20 protein-coding genes are annotated in these 17,426 nt (G+C 49.0%); 13 read left to right on the top strand and 7 right to left on the bottom strand.

From position 1 onward, the window contains the following. Nucleotides 1-41: 41 nt before the first annotated feature. From psiE to ubiA, 3 genes are all read left to right on the top strand, one after another. The gene (gene psiE / locus AB3G37_RS22605) at nt 42-449 is read left to right on the top strand and encodes a phosphate-starvation-inducible protein PsiE (RefSeq protein WP_009638598.1); all 408 of its coding nucleotides are present in this window, start codon (nt 42-44) and stop codon (nt 447-449) included. A 100-nt stretch (nt 450-549) separates the two neighbouring features. Beyond that, nucleotides 550-1,083, top strand: a complete 534-nt coding sequence (gene ubiC, locus AB3G37_RS22600) for a chorismate lyase (protein ID WP_369789153.1) — start codon at nt 550-552, stop codon at nt 1,081-1,083. A 76-nt stretch (nt 1,084-1,159) separates the two neighbouring features. Then, on the top strand, nt 1,160-1,990 hold the full coding sequence (gene ubiA, locus AB3G37_RS22595; protein WP_369791016.1) for a 4-hydroxybenzoate octaprenyltransferase: 831 nt from the start codon (nt 1,160-1,162) through the stop codon (nt 1,988-1,990). Nucleotides 1,991-2,066: 76 nt separating this feature from the next. Here ubiA and plsB read toward each other — a convergent pair whose 3' ends face one another. Then, a complete protein-coding gene (gene plsB, locus AB3G37_RS22590) occupies nt 2,067-4,547 on the bottom strand; it encodes a glycerol-3-phosphate 1-O-acyltransferase PlsB (protein WP_009638601.1) in 2,481 nt (826 codons plus the stop codon). 128 nt (nt 4,548-4,675) lie between these two features. Here plsB and AB3G37_RS22585 point away from each other — a divergent pair, with 128 nt between their 5' ends. The 4 genes from AB3G37_RS22585 (at nt 4,676) to AB3G37_RS22570 (ending at nt 7,395) form a co-directional block, all read left to right on the top strand. Next, nucleotides 4,676-5,044 (top strand): diacylglycerol kinase, encoded by a 369-nt coding sequence (locus tag AB3G37_RS22585; protein WP_369789152.1) that lies wholly within the window; start codon nt 4,676-4,678, stop codon nt 5,042-5,044. A 103-nt stretch (nt 5,045-5,147) separates the two neighbouring features. After that, nucleotides 5,148-5,756, top strand: a complete 609-nt coding sequence (gene lexA, locus AB3G37_RS22580) for a transcriptional repressor LexA (protein ID WP_369789151.1) — start codon at nt 5,148-5,150, stop codon at nt 5,754-5,756. Between the two features lie 467 nt (nt 5,757-6,223). Then, on the top strand, nt 6,224-6,952 hold the full coding sequence (locus AB3G37_RS22575; RefSeq protein WP_369789150.1) for a hypothetical protein: 729 nt from the start codon (nt 6,224-6,226) through the stop codon (nt 6,950-6,952). Between the two features lie 233 nt (nt 6,953-7,185). Beyond that, nucleotides 7,186-7,395 (top strand): CsbD family protein, encoded by a 210-nt coding sequence (locus tag AB3G37_RS22570; RefSeq protein ID WP_369789149.1) that lies wholly within the window; start codon nt 7,186-7,188, stop codon nt 7,393-7,395. A gap of 188 nt (nt 7,396-7,583) precedes the next feature. On the opposite strand, the gene AB3G37_RS22565 is transcribed toward AB3G37_RS22570, so the two are convergent. The 4 genes from AB3G37_RS22565 to AB3G37_RS22550 form a co-directional block, all read right to left on the bottom strand. Beyond that, on the bottom strand, nt 7,584-8,000 hold the full coding sequence (locus tag AB3G37_RS22565; protein WP_369789148.1) for a GFA family protein: 417 nt from the start codon (nt 7,998-8,000) through the stop codon (nt 7,584-7,586). Nucleotides 8,001-8,041: 41 nt separating this feature from the next. After that, nucleotides 8,042-8,551, bottom strand: coding sequence for a zinc uptake transcriptional repressor Zur (zur, locus tag AB3G37_RS22560; RefSeq protein ID WP_009638607.1), 510 nt, complete (start codon nt 8,549-8,551; stop codon nt 8,042-8,044). Between the two features lie 103 nt (nt 8,552-8,654). Continuing rightward, nucleotides 8,655-8,855, bottom strand: a complete 201-nt coding sequence (locus AB3G37_RS22555) for a hypothetical protein (RefSeq protein ID WP_369789147.1) — start codon at nt 8,853-8,855, stop codon at nt 8,655-8,657. Nucleotides 8,856-8,866: 11 nt separating this feature from the next. Continuing rightward, nucleotides 8,867-9,100, bottom strand: coding sequence for a hypothetical protein (locus AB3G37_RS22550; protein ID WP_009638609.1), 234 nt, complete (start codon nt 9,098-9,100; stop codon nt 8,867-8,869). A gap of 268 nt (nt 9,101-9,368) precedes the next feature. On the opposite strand from AB3G37_RS22550, the gene dusA reads away from it, so the two are divergent. Together dusA and pspG are read left to right on the top strand one after the other, a co-directional pair. After that, complete coding sequence (dusA, locus tag AB3G37_RS22545; protein ID WP_369789146.1) at nt 9,369-10,424, top strand: tRNA dihydrouridine(20/20a) synthase DusA; 1,056 nt, start codon at nt 9,369-9,371, stop codon at nt 10,422-10,424. A gap of 238 nt (nt 10,425-10,662) precedes the next feature. Continuing rightward, entirely contained in the window at nt 10,663-10,905 is a 243-nt protein-coding gene (pspG, locus tag AB3G37_RS22540) for an envelope stress response protein PspG (RefSeq protein WP_009638611.1), read from the top strand. A gap of 377 nt (nt 10,906-11,282) precedes the next feature. Here the strand turns inward: pspG and AB3G37_RS22535 are convergent, their stop codons facing one another. Continuing rightward, nucleotides 11,283-12,272 (bottom strand): quinone oxidoreductase, encoded by a 990-nt coding sequence (locus tag AB3G37_RS22535; protein WP_369789145.1) that lies wholly within the window; start codon nt 12,270-12,272, stop codon nt 11,283-11,285. 204 nt (nt 12,273-12,476) lie between these two features. Between AB3G37_RS22535 and dnaB the strand changes: the two genes are divergently transcribed. Together dnaB and alr are read left to right on the top strand one after the other, a co-directional pair. Continuing rightward, nucleotides 12,477-13,886: a replicative DNA helicase gene (gene dnaB / locus AB3G37_RS22530; RefSeq protein WP_009638613.1), complete on the top strand. Its 1,410-nt coding sequence runs from the start codon at nt 12,477-12,479 to the stop codon at nt 13,884-13,886. Nucleotides 13,887-13,929: 43 nt separating this feature from the next. Then, nucleotides 13,930-15,009: an alanine racemase gene (gene alr / locus AB3G37_RS22525; protein WP_369789144.1), complete on the top strand. Its 1,080-nt coding sequence runs from the start codon at nt 13,930-13,932 to the stop codon at nt 15,007-15,009. Nucleotides 15,010-15,075: 66 nt separating this feature from the next. Here alr and AB3G37_RS22520 read toward each other — a convergent pair whose 3' ends face one another. Beyond that, nucleotides 15,076-15,858, bottom strand: a complete 783-nt coding sequence (locus AB3G37_RS22520; protein ID WP_369789143.1) for a transporter substrate-binding domain-containing protein — start codon at nt 15,856-15,858, stop codon at nt 15,076-15,078. A gap of 175 nt (nt 15,859-16,033) precedes the next feature. Here AB3G37_RS22520 and AB3G37_RS22515 point away from each other — a divergent pair, with 175 nt between their 5' ends. Next, nucleotides 16,034-16,522, top strand: a complete 489-nt coding sequence (locus AB3G37_RS22515; protein WP_369789142.1) for an Lrp/AsnC family transcriptional regulator — start codon at nt 16,034-16,036, stop codon at nt 16,520-16,522. A 257-nt stretch (nt 16,523-16,779) separates the two neighbouring features. Next, complete coding sequence (locus AB3G37_RS22510) at nt 16,780-17,400, top strand: YitT family protein (protein ID WP_369789141.1); 621 nt, start codon at nt 16,780-16,782, stop codon at nt 17,398-17,400. The last annotated feature ends 26 nt before the right edge of the window (nt 17,401-17,426 follow it).

The raw sequence follows: 17,426 nt of genomic DNA, 5'->3' as shown, positions 1-17,426 counted from the left end.
ATTCTTCTGCCATTCAACATTAAAAGTGGGATGTACATCACATGGCAGGGTCACACAAGTCAACGATGGTTGCAGTTATTATGCAGCGAATCTTAAACGTTTTTTTACTGGGGCTGGCGGCGATCCTGATGCTCTTTCTAGGCCGGGAAACCTATCATCTGGCGCTGGTATTGTTCGTTAACAATGACGAATCTTCTTCCTATATGCTGATTGAAGGTATTGTCATTTACTTCCTGTATTTCGAGTTTATTGCCCTGATTGTTAAGTATTTTTCTTCGGGTTACCACTTTCCGCTGCGTTACTTTGTTTACATCGGCATCACCGCGATCATTCGCTTTATTATTGTCGACCATAAAAGCCCGGTAGACACTCTGCTCTATACCGTGGCGATCCTGGTGCTGGTGGTTACCCTCTATCTTGCAAACGGCGAACGCCTGAAACGCGAGTAAAACTTCTCCCCGGCGGGATTACCGCCGGGGTAATCTGCGCTAGAATACCCTCCTGATTTCCTTTATTCGGTAGAGCCTGCTACCCACTCGGAGTGTATCGATGTCTGAGTCAATTGTTCCTTTTCCTGATGCTATTCATTGGTTTGAATACTCTTCTGACGTCCCTCCCGAGGTTGTAGACTGGCTGCTGGAAATGGGCTCGATGACCCGTCGTTTTGAGCAGCACTGTGCAAAAGTCAGTGTGACTCCGCAGCGTGAGGGATTTATCAGCCGAGAAGAGCTCAGCGATGAAGAGGCTGCACAGCTGCCGCCAAGCGAGCGTTATTGGCTGCGCGAAGTGGTGCTGTTTGGCGATGAGGTTCCATGGTTGCTGGGCCGAACAGTGATCCCGGTAGAAACACTGACCGGCCCCGATCACGCACTGGTCGATCTTGGCACCTTGCCGCTGGGGCGTTATTTGTTCAGTGGAAATCAATTAAGCCGTGACTATATTCATCTTGGACAGCAGGCAAAGCACTGGGCCAGACGTTCACGCCTGCGACTTTCTGATAAGCCTCTGCTGCTCACTGAAATCTTTTTAACTGCTTCACCCGTTTATCAATCATCCAATAAAGCCGAAACGGGCAAGGCGTAATCACACTATATCAAGGGAGAACAATAGGTTGATAGAGACTGCAAAGCAGGGACAATGGCGTGACTACTGCCGTTTGATGAGAATAGATAAGCCGATTGGCTCACTGTTATTAATGTGGCCGACGCTGTGGGCGCTGTGGTTGGCGAGCGACGGTAAGCCACCCATCAAGATCCTGATTGTGTTCGTGTTGGGAGTTTTCTTCATGCGCGCCGCGGGCTGCGTTATCAATGATTACGCCGACAGAAAAGTAGACGGTCATGTCAAACGAACCGCTGCACGCCCTCTGGCGAGTGGCGCCGTGACCAGCGGACAGGCCAAGAAGTTGTTTGGCGCGCTGGTGCTGGCTTCGTTCTGCCTGGTGCTGTTGCTAAACGGCAAAACTATTATGCTTTCAGTCGTTGGACTGGCGCTGGCGTGGGTTTATCCTTTCGTCAAACGTGTTAGCAACCTGCCGCAAGTGGTGCTCGGTGCGGCTTTTGGCTGGGCTATTCCGATGGCATTTATGGCGGTAAGCGAATCGCTGCCGCTGAGCTGTTGGTTGCTGTTTATCGCAAATTTCTGCTGGACCGTGGCTTACGATACTCAGTATGCAATGGTTGACCGCGACGACGACCTCAAGATTGGTGTGAAGTCTACCGCCATTCTGTTTGGTCGCAATGACAACCTGATCATCGGGCTGTTGCAGCTGGCTACGCTGGTATTGATGGCGCTGGTAGGGCATTTGACTCATCTTGGCGCGCCATTTTACTGGTCGCTGTTATTAGCCGGCTGCCTGTTTGTCCATCAGCAAAAGATGACTGCAAAACGCGAGCGCGACCAGTGTTTTCAGGCTTTTCGTAATAACAATTATGTCGGCATGGTGATGTTTATCGGTATCTTGCTTAGTCTGACGATGAGCGCCGCATAGCTTCCAGCTACATAAGAAAAACCCCGGTAAACGTTGAGCTTGCCGGGGTTTTTTATTTCAGCGTAAAAAGCCGTAATTAGTGGTCAGTATCTCTGACGTCTATCTTGGCTTCGACGGGGGGTTCGGTCGCCAGCGGCAGCTCGGACGGCATGCCAGCGCTTTCGATAGTCAAACGAATGTCTGGCGTAATCAGATCTCTGAGGATGGTGTAAATCTCGAAGGTATGCTCCGGGATAGCATCACCAATATCATTGATATAACCTTCATCGCGCAATGTGCCTACCAGTGTAGTAAACACTGCTTTATCAAAGAATTCCGGCGCGTTGATACCGTGCAGCACGGACAAACGCTGCGCCATAATCCGACTTTCTTTTTCCAGCGCGCCGCGACTAATGCTCGGGTTGTTGCTGAGTAGCGAAAGGGTGATTGCGAAGCGTTGCAAAGTTTCGCGCACGCCCGCAGCCAGCAGCTGGAGAGGGCGGCTGCGTAACGGATTCAACATCAATTGATCGCCGTCGATCAGAATAAGCTCCTGACGCACCAGCTCGGCACTCAACACTTCAAGCAACGCCGGAAGCTGTTCTTTGCTGTAATGCATAAACAGTTCGGCTTTAATCATTGGATAGATAAGCTCGACCTGACGCAGCACCTCAGTCTTGCTCACCGTATTATGATGCAACACGATGCTGGCGAGCAGCGAAGGCATGACCAGCAAATGATGAATATTATTGCGGTAATAGGTCATCAGCACTGCCTGATCGCGCGGCAGAATGATGATATCGCCAATATTGTCCTTCTCGACCTGGAACTTGTTCATGTTCAGGGCGTGATCCAGCAGCTGGTCAGCGGTCAGGTCAGGCACCGTCGAGTCAGCAGTGTACGGCGCATTGCGCAACAGTTGCAGATAACAATTGAGCTGCTCAATCAGTTGCTCGCGAGTCAGTGAGCGCTGACGCGAAGCCAGCAACGCGGTTGAGCACAGGTTCATGGCGTTGGCTGCCGCAGCATTGTTGATGCGTACCATGATTTTGTCGGCGATGTCTTGCACGGTTGGCGTTAGCCAGCTTGGACGGTGTGCCTCGATAGGGTCAATCGAGTCGCGCCACTGAGGGACCTTTTTATTCAAATAAGGCGTCAGGTGCAGCGGCTCGCCAAAGTTTACGTAGCCTTGACCCAGGTTGCGAAGTTTGCGCAAACCATTGATCATCTGCAGGAAGCTTTCTTTCTCTTTCGTTGCCCCGCGCAGCTCTTTGGCATAGGTGCCTACCTCCATCACGTGTTCGTAACCGATATAAATCGGTACCAGAGTGATAGGGCGTGAACCGCCGCGCAGCATGGCCTGAATAGTCATGGCGAGAGTGCCGGTTTTTGGTTCCAGCAACCGGCCAGTACGCGAACGCCCGCCTTCGACAAAGTATTCTACCGAGTAACCGCGACTGAACAGTTCACCGAGATATTCGCGAAATACCGTGGAGTAAAGTTTATTGCCTTTAAAGGTGCGGCGAATAAAGAACGCCCCAAGACGGCGAAAGATAGGACCGGCTGGCCAGAAGTTCAGGTTGATACCCGCAGCAATATGTGGAGGAACCAGCCCTTGATGGTAAAGCACGTAAGACAGCAGCAGGTAGTCCATATGGCTACGGTGGCAGGGCACATAAACGATTTCCTGACCATCTTGAGCCAACTGACGCACGCGCTCGGCATTGTGTACATTAATGCCTTTATACAGGCGGTTCCAGGTCCAGCCCAGAACGCGATCGGACAGGCGAACGGCTTCATATTTGAAGTCGGCGGCAATCTCTTCCATCAAGTCGATGGCATTCTGTTGTGCCTTGTCATGAGAGATTTTCTTGCTGCGCGCTTCGTCTTCCACCGCTTTTTCGATGGCTTTCGAGGCCAGCAACTTGTTAAACAAGTCTTGTCGAGCGGGCAGGCGTGGACCTACTGCAGCCAGTCGCTGACGGGAAAAATGCATGCGCGCGACGCGAGCCAATTTGTGGGCTATCGTCTTGTCTGTGCCATGCTGGATGGACATATCACGCAGAGAAACGGTATTGGAAAAGCGCACAAAGCTGTCACGCCCCAGCCACCACACCGCGAAGAATTTCTGCACGCCGTTCAACACGCGCAAATGTGGCGTTTCCTGACCTTCACGACCCGGAGCGCGACCAAACATGACCGAAACTGGCAGCATCTGAATATCCAGATTTGGATTATTACGATGCAGATCCAGGTAATCGTGGAACAGTTTTACTGATTCCTGTTTCGGATGATAATAGGAAAATACGCGAGGACCTTCGCTGACGAAAACGTGGCTTGGCAGATGCACGCCATCGATTTCAAGGGGAATTAGCGGGTCGGGAAGATTCTGCGCCAGGCACTGGGTTCGCAGAGTGAGAAGATCGGCCTTAGAGTTGTAAGGCAAAACGTACAGAATTGGACGAGTTGGATCTAAACGCAACTCCGTCACCGGATCTGTAGGAACGACCTTGCTTCTTACCAGCAAAGAAAGCGGTAAATTCAGCAAGGTATAATAAAGTCTACGCCATCCTGACATAAAAAAACGTAAAGCCTCTTGTTAGCAAGTCGCCGCAAGGATACCAGAAAGCTGGTATGAGATCTGTGGTGATAGAACAACGAAATCAGGCTAAAATGCCTATAAACAAACTTAAGACGTAAAATATAATGCCAAATCAGGTCACTGGATTCACCCGTATATATAAGGCAGCGGGCTATTCTTTAAAAGGATTAAAAGCGGCATGGAAGAATGAAGCCGCTTTTCGAGAGGAAGCTCTCGTTGTGGTCCCTGCTATCTTACTGTCATTTTACCTTGATGTGAGTAGCGTCGAGCGTATTTTAATGGTCGGAACGCTGGTTCTGGTGATTCTTGTCGAATTATTGAACAGCGCCGTTGAAGCTGCCATCGATCGCATCGGTCCAGACATCCATGAGCTTTCCGGTCGCGCCAAAGATATGGGTTCTGCAGCGGTGTTTATCGCCATCGGTTTTGCAATCTTTACCTGGGCGGTAATCCTGCTGCCGCGATGGTTATAATTTATAAGTATTTCAATGTCGCTTTTTGTTCACTCTTTGGTTTTCATTCCACCATTACCTGTATATACTCACAGCTAGACTGTATAAACAACCAGGGGGCGGAATGAAAGCACTAACGGCCAGACAACAAGAGGTCTATGACCTTATTCGCGATCATATCTCCACCACCGGTATGCCGCCAACCCGTGCAGAGATTGCCACTCGTCTGGGGTTCCGCTCACCTAACGCAGCAGAAGAGCATTTGAAAGCTCTGGCGCGTAAAGGGGTGATTGAGATAGTTTCAGGTGCTTCTCGCGGCATTCGCTTGCTGATGGAAGAAGAGGAAGGTCTGCCGCTAGTTGGCCGCGTTGCCGCCGGTGAACCTCTGTTGGCAACCCAGCATATCGAAGCCCATTACCAGGTTGATCCGTCAATGTTCAAACCTAACGCCGATTTCCTGCTGCGCGTCAGCGGTATGTCGATGCGTGATATTGGCATTCTTGATGGCGATCTTCTGGCGGTTCATAAAACGCAGGAAGCTCGCAACGGTCAGGTTGTTGTCGCGCGCATTGACGATGAAGTTACCGTTAAACGTCTCAAAAGGCAGGGTAACACGGTGCAGCTTCTGCCAGAAAATAGCGATTTCGAACCAATTATTGTCGATTTGCGCCAACAAAATTTCAGCATTGAGGGTCTAGCCGTCGGCGTCATCCGCAACGGCGACTGGTCTTAACAATTCCGGTCTCAGGCTGTCCGCCATTAGCATGACGATACTCTTAGTATCGTCATGCTCAAGTGATCCTGTAATCTCTGTATCTCTGTATCTCTGTATCTCTGTATCTCTGTATCTCTGTATCTCTGTATCTCTATATCTCTCTCACGCACGCACGCTACTCCCTATTTCTCCTGCGTTTTACGCTTTATTCCTCTCATAGCTTACTTGGTAGGCAAGATTTTCTCTCAGCCGCCGTCGTGAATGTTAGCTTAAATGACTTTTAAGTATCTTCGACAAAGCGCTATGGGTGCTGGTATTACCAATTGAATTCTCCAAATTATCGTCACGCTTTGAGTGGGAGAAGCTATTCCCGTAACGTGGTCTTTTACAGCTTTGTTTAACATATTCAGGTTAGGCTTCCACCTATTCAGAAATAGTATTGAGTTCTAAACTAAACGGATAGAAAATTTCACGGAGAAGATTGTATGCCTTTTCAATCATTATTTAAAAAATCCAAAAATCCAGCTTTTTCTAAGCAAGCTATTAAAAAAAATAACATTAATACTATGGTAAATAGCCTTGTCGATATTGTTATTGCAGGGCAAGGGGGGAGTAAGACTCTGAATGATAAAAGACTTGCTGATACGTCCGTAAAATTACAAGAATTTTACGGACTGCTGGTAGAGGATGGAAATCTTACAGAGAAAGGGCAAATTTCAAATAATTCTAAAGGTTTCAAAACTCCTCCTGAAAACCTTGTCAATCAAGGTGGCTTGAAAAGTAATTTTTACATTTTTTTAACAGCTTACATGAAGGGGTGTGAGGACGGTCAAATTTATTGCGGGCAGAATCTAAATTCAGATATATATGAGTGGACGAAACAAGTTATCAATAAACAACACAAACATTTTACTCCGACAGCCGCAAAAAGCTTAATAGATAAGATGAGTAAGGCAGCAGATCTTCGGATTAGCGAAGCGGAATTTAAGAAAAATCCTGGTGCCCGGAATGCGGAGACTCTGGATGAGGCCATAGATTTTGTCTATTTCATGGCTGGCAGGTGTGATAATGAAACCGCGTGGAAGGATTTTGGGGTTGAATTATATAATGATAAATGGCCAGATTTAAATAAAATAACTTATACAAAAGCTCAACAGGTCTATAAAAAAAGGAATGATGCTGGTGATTACCGGCTTGTTCCAGAAGACAATTGATACTCATCGATTTAACCAACTCTTTAACTAACTCTTAGTGCATCTCGATTCGGCGTTGAAGCTAGTGGCCCCTTTAGAAGCACGATAGCTGGTTTTAAATGCTTTAGATTAATCCTAGTTATGGCTTTATCCCCTAAAATATCCTGCATGGTCGAAACCATCGACTACAATTAGTTATGTTGATAAGCATTTATCTAATGCAGTAAAACCTAAGCTTAACAGGAGAGTTTATTATGAATAAGGACCAAGCAGACGGTAACTGGAAGCAGTTCAAAGGTAAAATCAAAGAGAAATGGGGTAAGTTGACCGACGATGACCTGACCGTGGTCGAAGGTAAACGCGATCAGCTTGTAGGGAAGATTCAGGAAAGATACGGATATCAGAAAGATCAGGCTGAAAAGGAACTTAAGTCCTGGGAATCAGATAACAAATACCACTGGTAAGTGCTGATATCTCTGAATCTGCATCCTGAGAATTAAAGCTGCTCCTACCCAAGGCGCTTTTCAGGATGCAGGGTACAAGGATGTACCCAATTAATTCATTTATATCTAAACATTTCGCAAACCTTCATCGAATTACCTTCATTCCTTTGTAAATCGACTCATTGCGCATGCCTGATTTTGTCGCTGCACTAATCCGACTCGCTATAACGCAGATAACCTGCAATCAATGCCCCAGCCTTGGTATCGGTAGGATGCGTCGTGCCATTCATTACAGGAACTTCAGGAAAATCGAAAGGTGAGACCCCTTCAAAACACGCCACGTTGATGCCGTATTGCGACGGATTGGAACGACGTTGGTGATGGGTATAAATACCGCAAACCGAGCAAAAGAAGTGTTTAGCCGTTTGGGTGTTAAAGCGATATTCGGTGAGTTTATCTTCACCGCCGAGAAAGGTGATATCGCCTAACTGGGCCGAAACCGCGACTGCACCGCGCATTCGGCATAGTGAGCAGTTACAACGCCTGATGGTGTTGAAGCCGTCGGTGAGCTTTACGCTGAATTTTACGGCACCGCAATGGCAGCTGGCATTAAATAGTTTGTCCATAAATCCCTCTAAAAAGTCTTAACACTTATAGAGTAGAAGCTTTAACGCTTTTTCACCGCAATGCTATGATCGTGTTCGCAATGGTCATGACTTTCACAAGACTCAACAACCGCGCATTCAGCACAAAGTCCATGGGCTTCAACCACGGAATGACGCAGGGCGAATCCAGAATCCTTTGCCAGTTTGGCGAGTCGTTCTTCAATGCCGTCGGTGGTTTTTTCTGTCACCAGACCGCAGCGATCGCAGATAAACAGCGCCGAGGTATGACTAGGTTCTTCGAAATGATGGCAAAGCACATAGCTGTTAGCAGACTCAACGCGATGGATAAAACCTTGCTCAAGCAAGAAGTCCAGCGCGCGATAAACGGTCGGCGGCTTAGCCTGCGGCTCAGTTTTGCGCAGAAGGTCGAGGAGGTCATACGCGCTGATTGCACCCGGTTGCTCGGTCATCAGACGCAATACCTCAAGCCGCTGCGGGGTAAGCCGAACGCTACGTTGCTGGCATAAGTGCTCGGCTTGAGTGAGGAGAGTTTCCGTATTGGTTGAGTTCATCGCGACGTCTCTGCATAAATAGAAACACGATTTTATCACGCTTCTTGGCGATCGCCGAGCGCTACGCCTCAGTTACTTATCGTCCTCAAAGTTTACAGGGTAATTATTTTGCGATCAGTTTATCTAAGGATTGTCGGGAATGGCCACATTTCTGCAGTGCGCGTTCATAACCGACATTATATCCAGCTTCAAAATCTTCTTTGGCAAAACGAATTCTGGGGATTGAGTAAAGCTGTCGGCGTAAAGTAATAGCGCCCATTTCGGTGGTGACTATTTCATTCATGTATTTATCAAAAGCGTTCATAAATATCCTCACTAATCTCGAGGGAGAGGTTTTATATTCAATGCCTTGACCGGTTGCCACTCACCATCGGTACCAAGATGTGCGCAAACGCCGCGTCCTGGAGCAACAACGAGTCTTGGCACGCCGTCATCGTCGATAATGCGACAGACAAAACCAAATTTGGCCCATACCGGATAAAACTTGCCCGCTGTGAAATAATCACATTGAGTAAATCGGGTGAGAATATATTCTTCTGGTTCTTTCATCCCGGCCTCTTAATAAAAATGTTTTTTAACGATGTGATATTTTTTATTACTCAGGTTTGTTAATTCTTCTGAGTATTATCGCAATTGCCTTAAATAAATAGGTGGAATCATTCCTTGGATCTAAAACCTTTATTGGCAGCATCCCAACGTCAGGCTCATCTATGTTATAGTAGGGAATACTTCAGCTAATTCCGGTATCCACGTACACCATGATTTTGTGTACTGCATGGCGTACGGAGAAAGCGTCAATTAGCCTAAATAGATAAAAATGCTCGAAAATAAACCAGAATCTTTAGCTACAGACACCCTTGAACACGCCGATCGCTCCCCTGCATATTCAGCACAGCGGTTTTCCATTGCGCCCATGCTGGATTGGACCGATCGCCACTGCCGCCATTTTCATCGCCTGATGAGCCGTGAGGCACTGCTGTACACCGAAATGGTCACCACCGGCGCTATCATTCATGGCAAAGGCGATTATCTGGCGTTTGGCGATCAGGAACATCCGGTTGCGCTACAGCTGGGCGGCAGCAATCCGCAAGATTTGGCGATCTGCGCCAAACTGGCCGAGCAACGCGGCTATGATGAAATCAATCTCAACGTGGGTTGTCCTTCCGATCGCGTGCAAAACGGCATGTTTGGTGCTTGCCTGATGGGGCAAGCAGCTTTGGTTGCCGATGGCATCAAAGCCATGCGTGATGTGGTTTCCATCCCGGTAACGGTAAAAACGCGCATCGGCATCGACGATCAGGACAGCTACGAGTTCTTGTGTGATTTCGTGCAGCAGGTTTCCGAGCGTGGCGGATGCGACACTTTTATTATTCACGCGCGCAAGGCCTGGTTATCTGGTTTGAGCCCGAAGGAAAACCGCGAGGTGCCGCCGTTGGATTACCCGCGTGTTTATCAACTTAAACGCGATTTTCCGCACCTGACGATAGCAATCAATGGCGGTATCAAGTCGCTTGAAGATGCCAAACAGCATTTGCAGCATATGGACGGAGTCATGATTGGCCGCGAAGCCTATCAAAACCCTTCAATGTTGCTGGACGTCGATCGCGAGCTGTTTGGCAGCCAGTCTCCAGTGCTTACTGGGCCAGAAGTGATCCGTGCGCTGTATCCTTACATTGAAAGCGAGTTGTCCAATGGAACCTATCTGGGGCACATTACCCGCCATATTCTCGGTATTTTCCAGGGGATACCGGGAGCGCGTCAGTGGCGCAGGCATTTAAGTGAAAATGCGCACAAGCCGGGAGCAGGCGTCGACGTAGTTGAGCAAGCGCTGGCGATGGTAACGCGTCCGCAAATGGCAACCAGCGAAGCCTGAACCTCGAAGTCCCTGTCGAATTCACCAAAAGTTAGTCTTCCTGACTAAATCCCTAAACCCGCCAATCGCGGCGGGTTTAATAAGCCCTTGAATATCATAAATTTAAAATCCCTGCCTCTCTGGCACGTTTCTTGATAGTTCCTCGTATATAACATTTTTTATTTTTAATTTTTTTCAGTGCCGAATTTGGCCTGAGGCTGGCAGATTCCAGCTTGATTGTGCTTTGAGGAGTTTAGTTATGTTGGAAATACTCTTTGTGCTCGGCTTTTTCTTTATGCTGTTGCTGACAGGAATTTCACTGCTCGGGATGCTCGCTGCACTGGTCGTTGCATTTGCCGTCATGATGCTGGGCGGGTTTCTGGCAATTGTTATAAAAATGTTGCCTTGGCTGGTTCTGGCCGTCGCGGTGGTATGGATTTATCGTGCAGTGAAACAGCCCGAGAAACCTCGCTATAAGCGCAGACGTTTCCCGCGAATTTGATTGATCGCGCGTTTAAAATATAAACACCATGCTTATCAGCGCGATAGAAAAGAAAAAGGCGAGCGACCGAATGTAATCATGCTGCCATAACTTTTACTTATGTGGGCTTGATCACAGGTTGAACTATAAAATGCCTTTGCTGTGAATTAATCATATTTTTTAACATAGGTCGCTGCTAGGATGGACGTATCGTCGATGGCGAAAAATTTTCATCCGATCTGGTGAGGTAAAAAATAGTCGCTCAAGCGACATCGCCCCCAGGTTAACCTTGCAGTAACCTACAGGCAGTACCGTTCTGAACTCACATGATTGACGTAGGAACAGCATCAGAGGGCTCCCTAACCGGAGCCCTCTTTGCATCTAAAGCGCAGACGGCCTTATTTGCCAGGAATCAGCAGACTTGAGCCGCTGGTCGCTCGGCTTTCCAGCGTTTCGTGCGCTTTGCTTGCCTGCGACAGTGGGAATTTCTGCTGCTCTTTGACATCCACTTTGATTGCACCGCTAGAAATCAAAGCAAACAGCTCGCCGCTGGCTGCTTCCAGTTCCTGCTGATTGGTAACGTAGTTGTTCAGGGAAGGGCGAGTCACAAACAACGAACCTTTCTGGTTCAGGATCCCTAAATCAACGCCGGTAACCGGGCCAGAAGCATTACCGAAGCTGATTAACAGGCCGTGGCGTTTAAGGCTATCCAACGAAGCTGGCCAGGTACTCTTACCCACCGAGTCATAAACTACTGCAACCTTCTCGCCACCGGTCAGTTCCTTGACGCGCTCGGCGATATTCTCTGTCTGATAGTTAATCGTTTCCCAGGCACCGTGGGCTTTCGCCAGCTCGGCTTTTTCATCGGAACCCACAGTACCAATCAGCTTGACGCCAAGCGCCTTGGCCCATTGACAGGCAATCAGCCCAACACCACCGGCGGCTGCGTGGAACAAAATAGTATCCCCCGCTTTGACTTTATGAGTCTGGCGGAAAAGATACTCAACCGTCAGGCCTTTCAGGAATGAAGCTGCGGCTTGCTCAAAGCTGATGCTATCTGGCAGCACGGCGACTCTGAACGCCGGAACATTGTGAAATTCGCTGTAAGAACCCAACGATGACTGTGCGTACACCACACGATCGCCAACTTTCAGGTGCTTAACATCAGCGCCAATTTTAGCAACTACGCCGGAAGCTTCGGTTCCCAGCCCGGACGGCAGCGAAGGCGTTGGGTAAAGACCGCTGCGAACATAGGTGTCGATATAGTTGATACCAATAGCCTTGTTCTCGATTTGGACTTCGTTCGCAGCTGGGTCAACGGGTGTAAAATCCACATATTCCAAAACTTCTGGTCCGCCTGTGGTGCTAAATTGAATACGCTTGGCCATTATTGTTCCTCGCAATGGGGTCTGATTTTTACCCTACGCTAATTGATTGAGCCGATCCAGTCGGGGTGTGCTGCTGCTAAGACCGTTTGGAAATGAGGCATCACAACAGATTATAATTCGGTATACTGACGCGTTATTAGCGTTCGCACTGACCCTCAGGCTGCGTCGTCACGCCAGTTATTCATAGTAGGAAAGTATTGACCAATGGCCGGAAACAACAAACCAACCAACAAACCGCACGAACCCCGCGATCGTCAGATGGAAGGGCTAAAGCTTCCGCCACACTCAATTGAAGCCGAGCAGTCTGTGCTGGGTGGGTTGATGCTGGATAACGAACGTTGGGATAACGTTGCCGAGCGCGTGGTCAGCAATGATTTCTTCAGCCGCCCGCATCGCCTGATTTTTACCGAAATGCAGCGCCTGTTGGAGATGAGCAAGCCAATCGACCTGATTACCCTGTCCGAATCTCTTGAGCAGAAAGGGGATCTGGACTCTGTCGGTGGTTTTGCCTATCTCGCAGAATTATCTAAAAATACCCCAAGTGCGGCTAACATCGGCGCTTACGCAGACATCGTGCGCGAACGTGCGGTAGTGCGTGAAATGATCTCGGTCGCCAACGAAATTGCCGATGCCGGTTACGACCCTCAAGGTCGCAGCAGTGAAGACCTGCTGGATCTGGCCGAATCCCGCGTATTCCAGATTGCCGAAAGTCGGGCTAACAAAGATGAAGGTCCCAAGAGCGTTGACCGCATCCTTGAGAGCACAGTGGCGCGTATCGAAGAGCTGTTCCAGCGACCGCATGACGGTGTGACCGGCGTATCAACCGGTTATAGCGATCTCGACAAGAAAACCGCCGGACTGCAAAAGTCTGACCTGATTATCGTCGCCGCCCGTCCGTCGATGGGTAAAACGACCTTCGCCATGAACTTGTGTGAAAACGCCGCGATGATGCAGGAAAAGCCGGTGCTGATTTTCAGTCTCGAGATGCCCGGCGATCAGCTAATGATGCGTATGCTGGCCTCGCTTTCCCGCGTTGACCAGACCCGTATTCGTACCGGTCAGCTTGATGATGAGGACTGGGCGCGTATTTCCAGCACCATGGGTATTCTGCTCGAAAAACGTAATATGTATATCGATGACTCGTCAGGCCTGACTCCTACTGAAGTTCGCTCCCGCGCGCGCCGTATTTTCCGCGAGCACGGCGGCCTTAGTATGATCATGATCGACTACCTGCAACTGATGCGCGTACCTTCACTTTCCGACAACCGTACTCTGGAAATTGCCGAGATTTCCCGTTCTCTCAAGGCGCTGGCTAAAGAGTTGCAGGTGCCGGTAGTGGCATTGTCCCAGCTGAACCGAAGCCTGGAGCAACGTGCAGATAAACGCCCGGTCAACTCCGACTTGCGTGAATCGGGTTCCATCGAACAGGATGCCGACTTGATCATGTTTATCTATCGCGATGAGGTTTATCACGATAACAGCGAAGAGAAGGGCATCGCGCAGATCATCCTCGGTAAGCAGCGTAACGGCCCGATCGGGACAGTGCGTTTGACGTTTAACGGGCAGTGGTCACGATTCGATAACTATGGCGGCCCACAATACGACGAAGACTAGTTTTTAAGGCTAGCTAATTTGATCCCATCCAGAAGGAAACTTGATGAAGGCGGCTACGGCTGTAATTGATCGCCGCGTTCTGCGTCAAAACCTGCAACGCATCCGTAATATAGCTCCGCAGAGCCGGGTGGTCGCGGTGGTGAAGGCGAACGCCTACGGGCATGGCCTGCTTGAGGCTGCGCACAGTTTGCAGGATGCTGATTATTATGGCGTTGCGCGGCTCGGCGAGGCGCTTGCGCTACGTGCAGGTGGCGTGCTCAAGCCAATATTATTGCTGGAAGGTTTCTTTGCTGCCGAAGATTTGCCGCTGCTGGTGAGGCACGGAATTGAGACGGCAGTACACAGTTCCGAGCAGCTTGAGGCGCTTGAAAATGCCGAATTGGCCGCTCCGCTCAAGGTGTGGTTGAAAATTGATACGGGCATGCATCGCCTGGGCGTTGCACCTGAAAATGCTGAATCTTTCTATCAGCGTCTTTTGCAGTGCGCTAACGTTATTCAGCCGGTGAATTCAATGAGTCATTTCAGCCGCGCCGATGAGCCGGAAAGTGACTACACCTTAAAGCAGATGCAAAGCTTCCAGTCGGTAACTCAGGGTAAATCAGGGTTGAAATCAATCGCCGCATCGGGAGGAGTGTTGCTGTGGCCGGCTTCGCACCTTGATCTGGTTCGCCCTGGCATCATCCTTTACGGAGTATCGCCATTGGCTACTGCCGAGGCCAGCAGCTTTGGTCTACAGCCAGCCATGACCCTGACTTCAAGCCTGATTGCCGTGCGTGAGCATCGCGCGGGAGAGCCAGTCGGCTATGGTGGGATATGGACCAGCGCCCGAGATACTCGCCTGGGCGTGGTGGCTATTGGCTATGGCGACGGTTATCCGCGCAGTGCACCCAGCGGCACGCCAGTATTGGTCAACGGGCGCGAAGTCCCAATTGTCGGGCGTGTCTCAATGGACATGATTTCTGTAGACTTAGGCCCGGACGCGCAGGATAAAGTCGGCGATGAGGCTATCCTTTGGGGCGCGGAATTGCCGGTAGAGCGGATTGCCGCTTTCACCGGCATTAGCGCCTACGAGTTGATCACTACCCTGACATCCCGCGTCGCCAGAATCTACTTAGGCGATTGACTCAGCGGTAAAATCTCGATAAAGCGCAGCTTTCGAGCCGCGCCTTATTGATCTATAAAGCCTTCATCAGGATTGTTTCGCCAGCCATTGACCCATGATTTTCTGATAATCGCCATTGGCCTTGCTCAGATGCAGCCACTGATCGACATACATCTTCCAGCTAATATCATCTTTTGGCAGCAGATAGGCCTTCTCGCCAAACTGTAGCGGCTTGTCAGGATTCACGGCACACAGCTTTGGATAATGCTTCTGCTGGAACAGCGCTTCTGAAGCATCAGTAACCATCACATCAGCTTTTTTATCGACCAACATCTGAAAAATGGCCAGATTATCGTGAGACAGTGTTAAATGCGCATCGGGTAAGTAGGCGTGGACGAAGGCTTCATTAGTTCCACCTGCCGGCTCGATCAGGCGAGTGGCAGGTTTGTTTAACTGCTGCACGGTTTGAAATTTTTTAACGTTCTCACAGCGCACAAACGGAATTTTACCGTCCTTATCCAGCACATTGGCGAACCAGGCTTTTTGCTGGCGTGGCAATGTGACGGAAATCCCGCCCATCGCGATATCACAACGGTTTGAAGTCATATCTGCCATCATGGTCTTCCAGGTGGTTGGCACCCAGTTAACTTTCACGCCCAGACTGGCAGCCAGCGATTCGGCCATCGCGATATCGATGCCTTCATATTTCCCGTCGGCACGCAAATAGGTGTACGGCTTGTAATCACCGGTGGTACAGACATTTAGCGATCCTTTCTGAATCACTCTGTCGAGGTGAGATGAGTTCCCTTCTGCCTGGGCCGCAGTGGTAACGCTCATTAATAGGCTGATAGAGAGGAGTATTTTTTTCATCAGATTTCCTTGCCAGCGGCTTTTATACCCTCATATTCCTCAATCAGGCATTGTTATTGCAAGGAAAATAGTGATTTGAGATCAAAAAGCCACCGTCAGCGCACAAAGCAACGGTTTGGCTAATAAAAAACTGATAGTGTGTTAAGTAATAAAATTTATAAGTAGGTAATAAACCATGTATAGCATTGACGATTACGACTTAAAAATCCTCACCTTACTGCAGGCTAATGGGCGTTTGACCAATCAGGAACTCAGCGAAATTGTCGGCCTTTCGGCATCGCAGTGTTCGCGCAGAAGGATCAGCCTCGAGCAGCAGCAAATGATCATGGGCTATCACGCCCGTTTGGCTCCTGAAGCTTTAGGGTTGGGCATGATAGGTCTGATTGAGATAAGGCTTATCAATCATTTACCTGAAAATGTTAGCGATTTCCACCAGATGCTGGAACAGGTTGATGCCGTCATTGACGCCTATAAAACCACGGGTGATGCAGACTATCTTCTAAAGGTTGCCGTCGCAGACTTAGCCGGTTTAAGTACTTTAATCAGCCATATTCTTTCGGTACATAAAAGCGTGGCGCATATTAAAACCTCTGTGGTGCTCAATCGTATCAAGGAAAATGGCCTGTTAACTTCGCCAATTGAACCCGCTGAAAAACCCGCTTAAGTCACCTCTATAATACTGCTCCAAGTTGGTGCAATTTCACTAGCTTGGTGCGTTAAAAGGTGACTTTATGCATGAAAATGTCACTTTAAAATGAATAAATGCGTGAGATGATTATTTTTATAATTAAATTCGGTTGATTTGTGCAAAAGTGATTGCCTTATTTGGCCCTGTCGTTAATTATCTATGAAAATTCATGGCCCCAGCAGGCACGCATAGCCTGCGCGGTATTTTCATATTTAAAATTTACAGGCAATTTTATGGATAACACAGACAGCATTACACCGCCGCAGGTTGGGCATACCTGGCTTGAAGACATGCTCGCTATCTTGATGGGCACATTGATGGTTTCGTTTGGCGTCATGATGTTGCGCCAGTCAGGTGCTTTGACCGGCAGCACGGCGGGTCTGGCATTCCTGATCCACTACCTGACCCACTATTCCTTTGGCGCGGTATTTTTCACCATCAATCTACCATTCTATTGGCTCTCGATTCGCCGCATGGGATGGCCATTTACCATCAAGACCTTTAGCTCAGTGGCATTAGTCTCACTTTTCACCAGCCTGCACCCGCTGTTCATCCATTTTGATCACCTTGAGCCTTTTTATGCGGTGCTGTTTGGTAACGTGATTATGGGCATGGGCTTTATTGTACTGTTCCGCCACAAGGCGAGCCTCGGTGGCATGAATATCTTGTCCCTGTATTTGCAGGATAAATACGGTATCCGCGCAGGCAAATTACAAATGGGCGTCGATTTTGTGATTGTGCTGGCATCGCTGTTTGTGGTCAGTATTCCCATGCTGATTGCCTCAATCATGGGCGCGTTTGTGCTCAATCTGATTATTGCCATGAACCATCGCCCTGGGCGCTATAGCGTTTAAGTGGCAAATTCCTGAATTTGCCTCGC

Source organism: Rouxiella sp. WC2420 (genome assembly GCF_041200025.1).
Taxonomy (GTDB): domain Bacteria; phylum Pseudomonadota; class Gammaproteobacteria; order Enterobacterales; family Enterobacteriaceae; genus Rouxiella.
The sequence above is the reverse complement of the archived record's forward strand: the minus strand, read 5'-3'. Positions and strand labels throughout refer to the sequence as shown.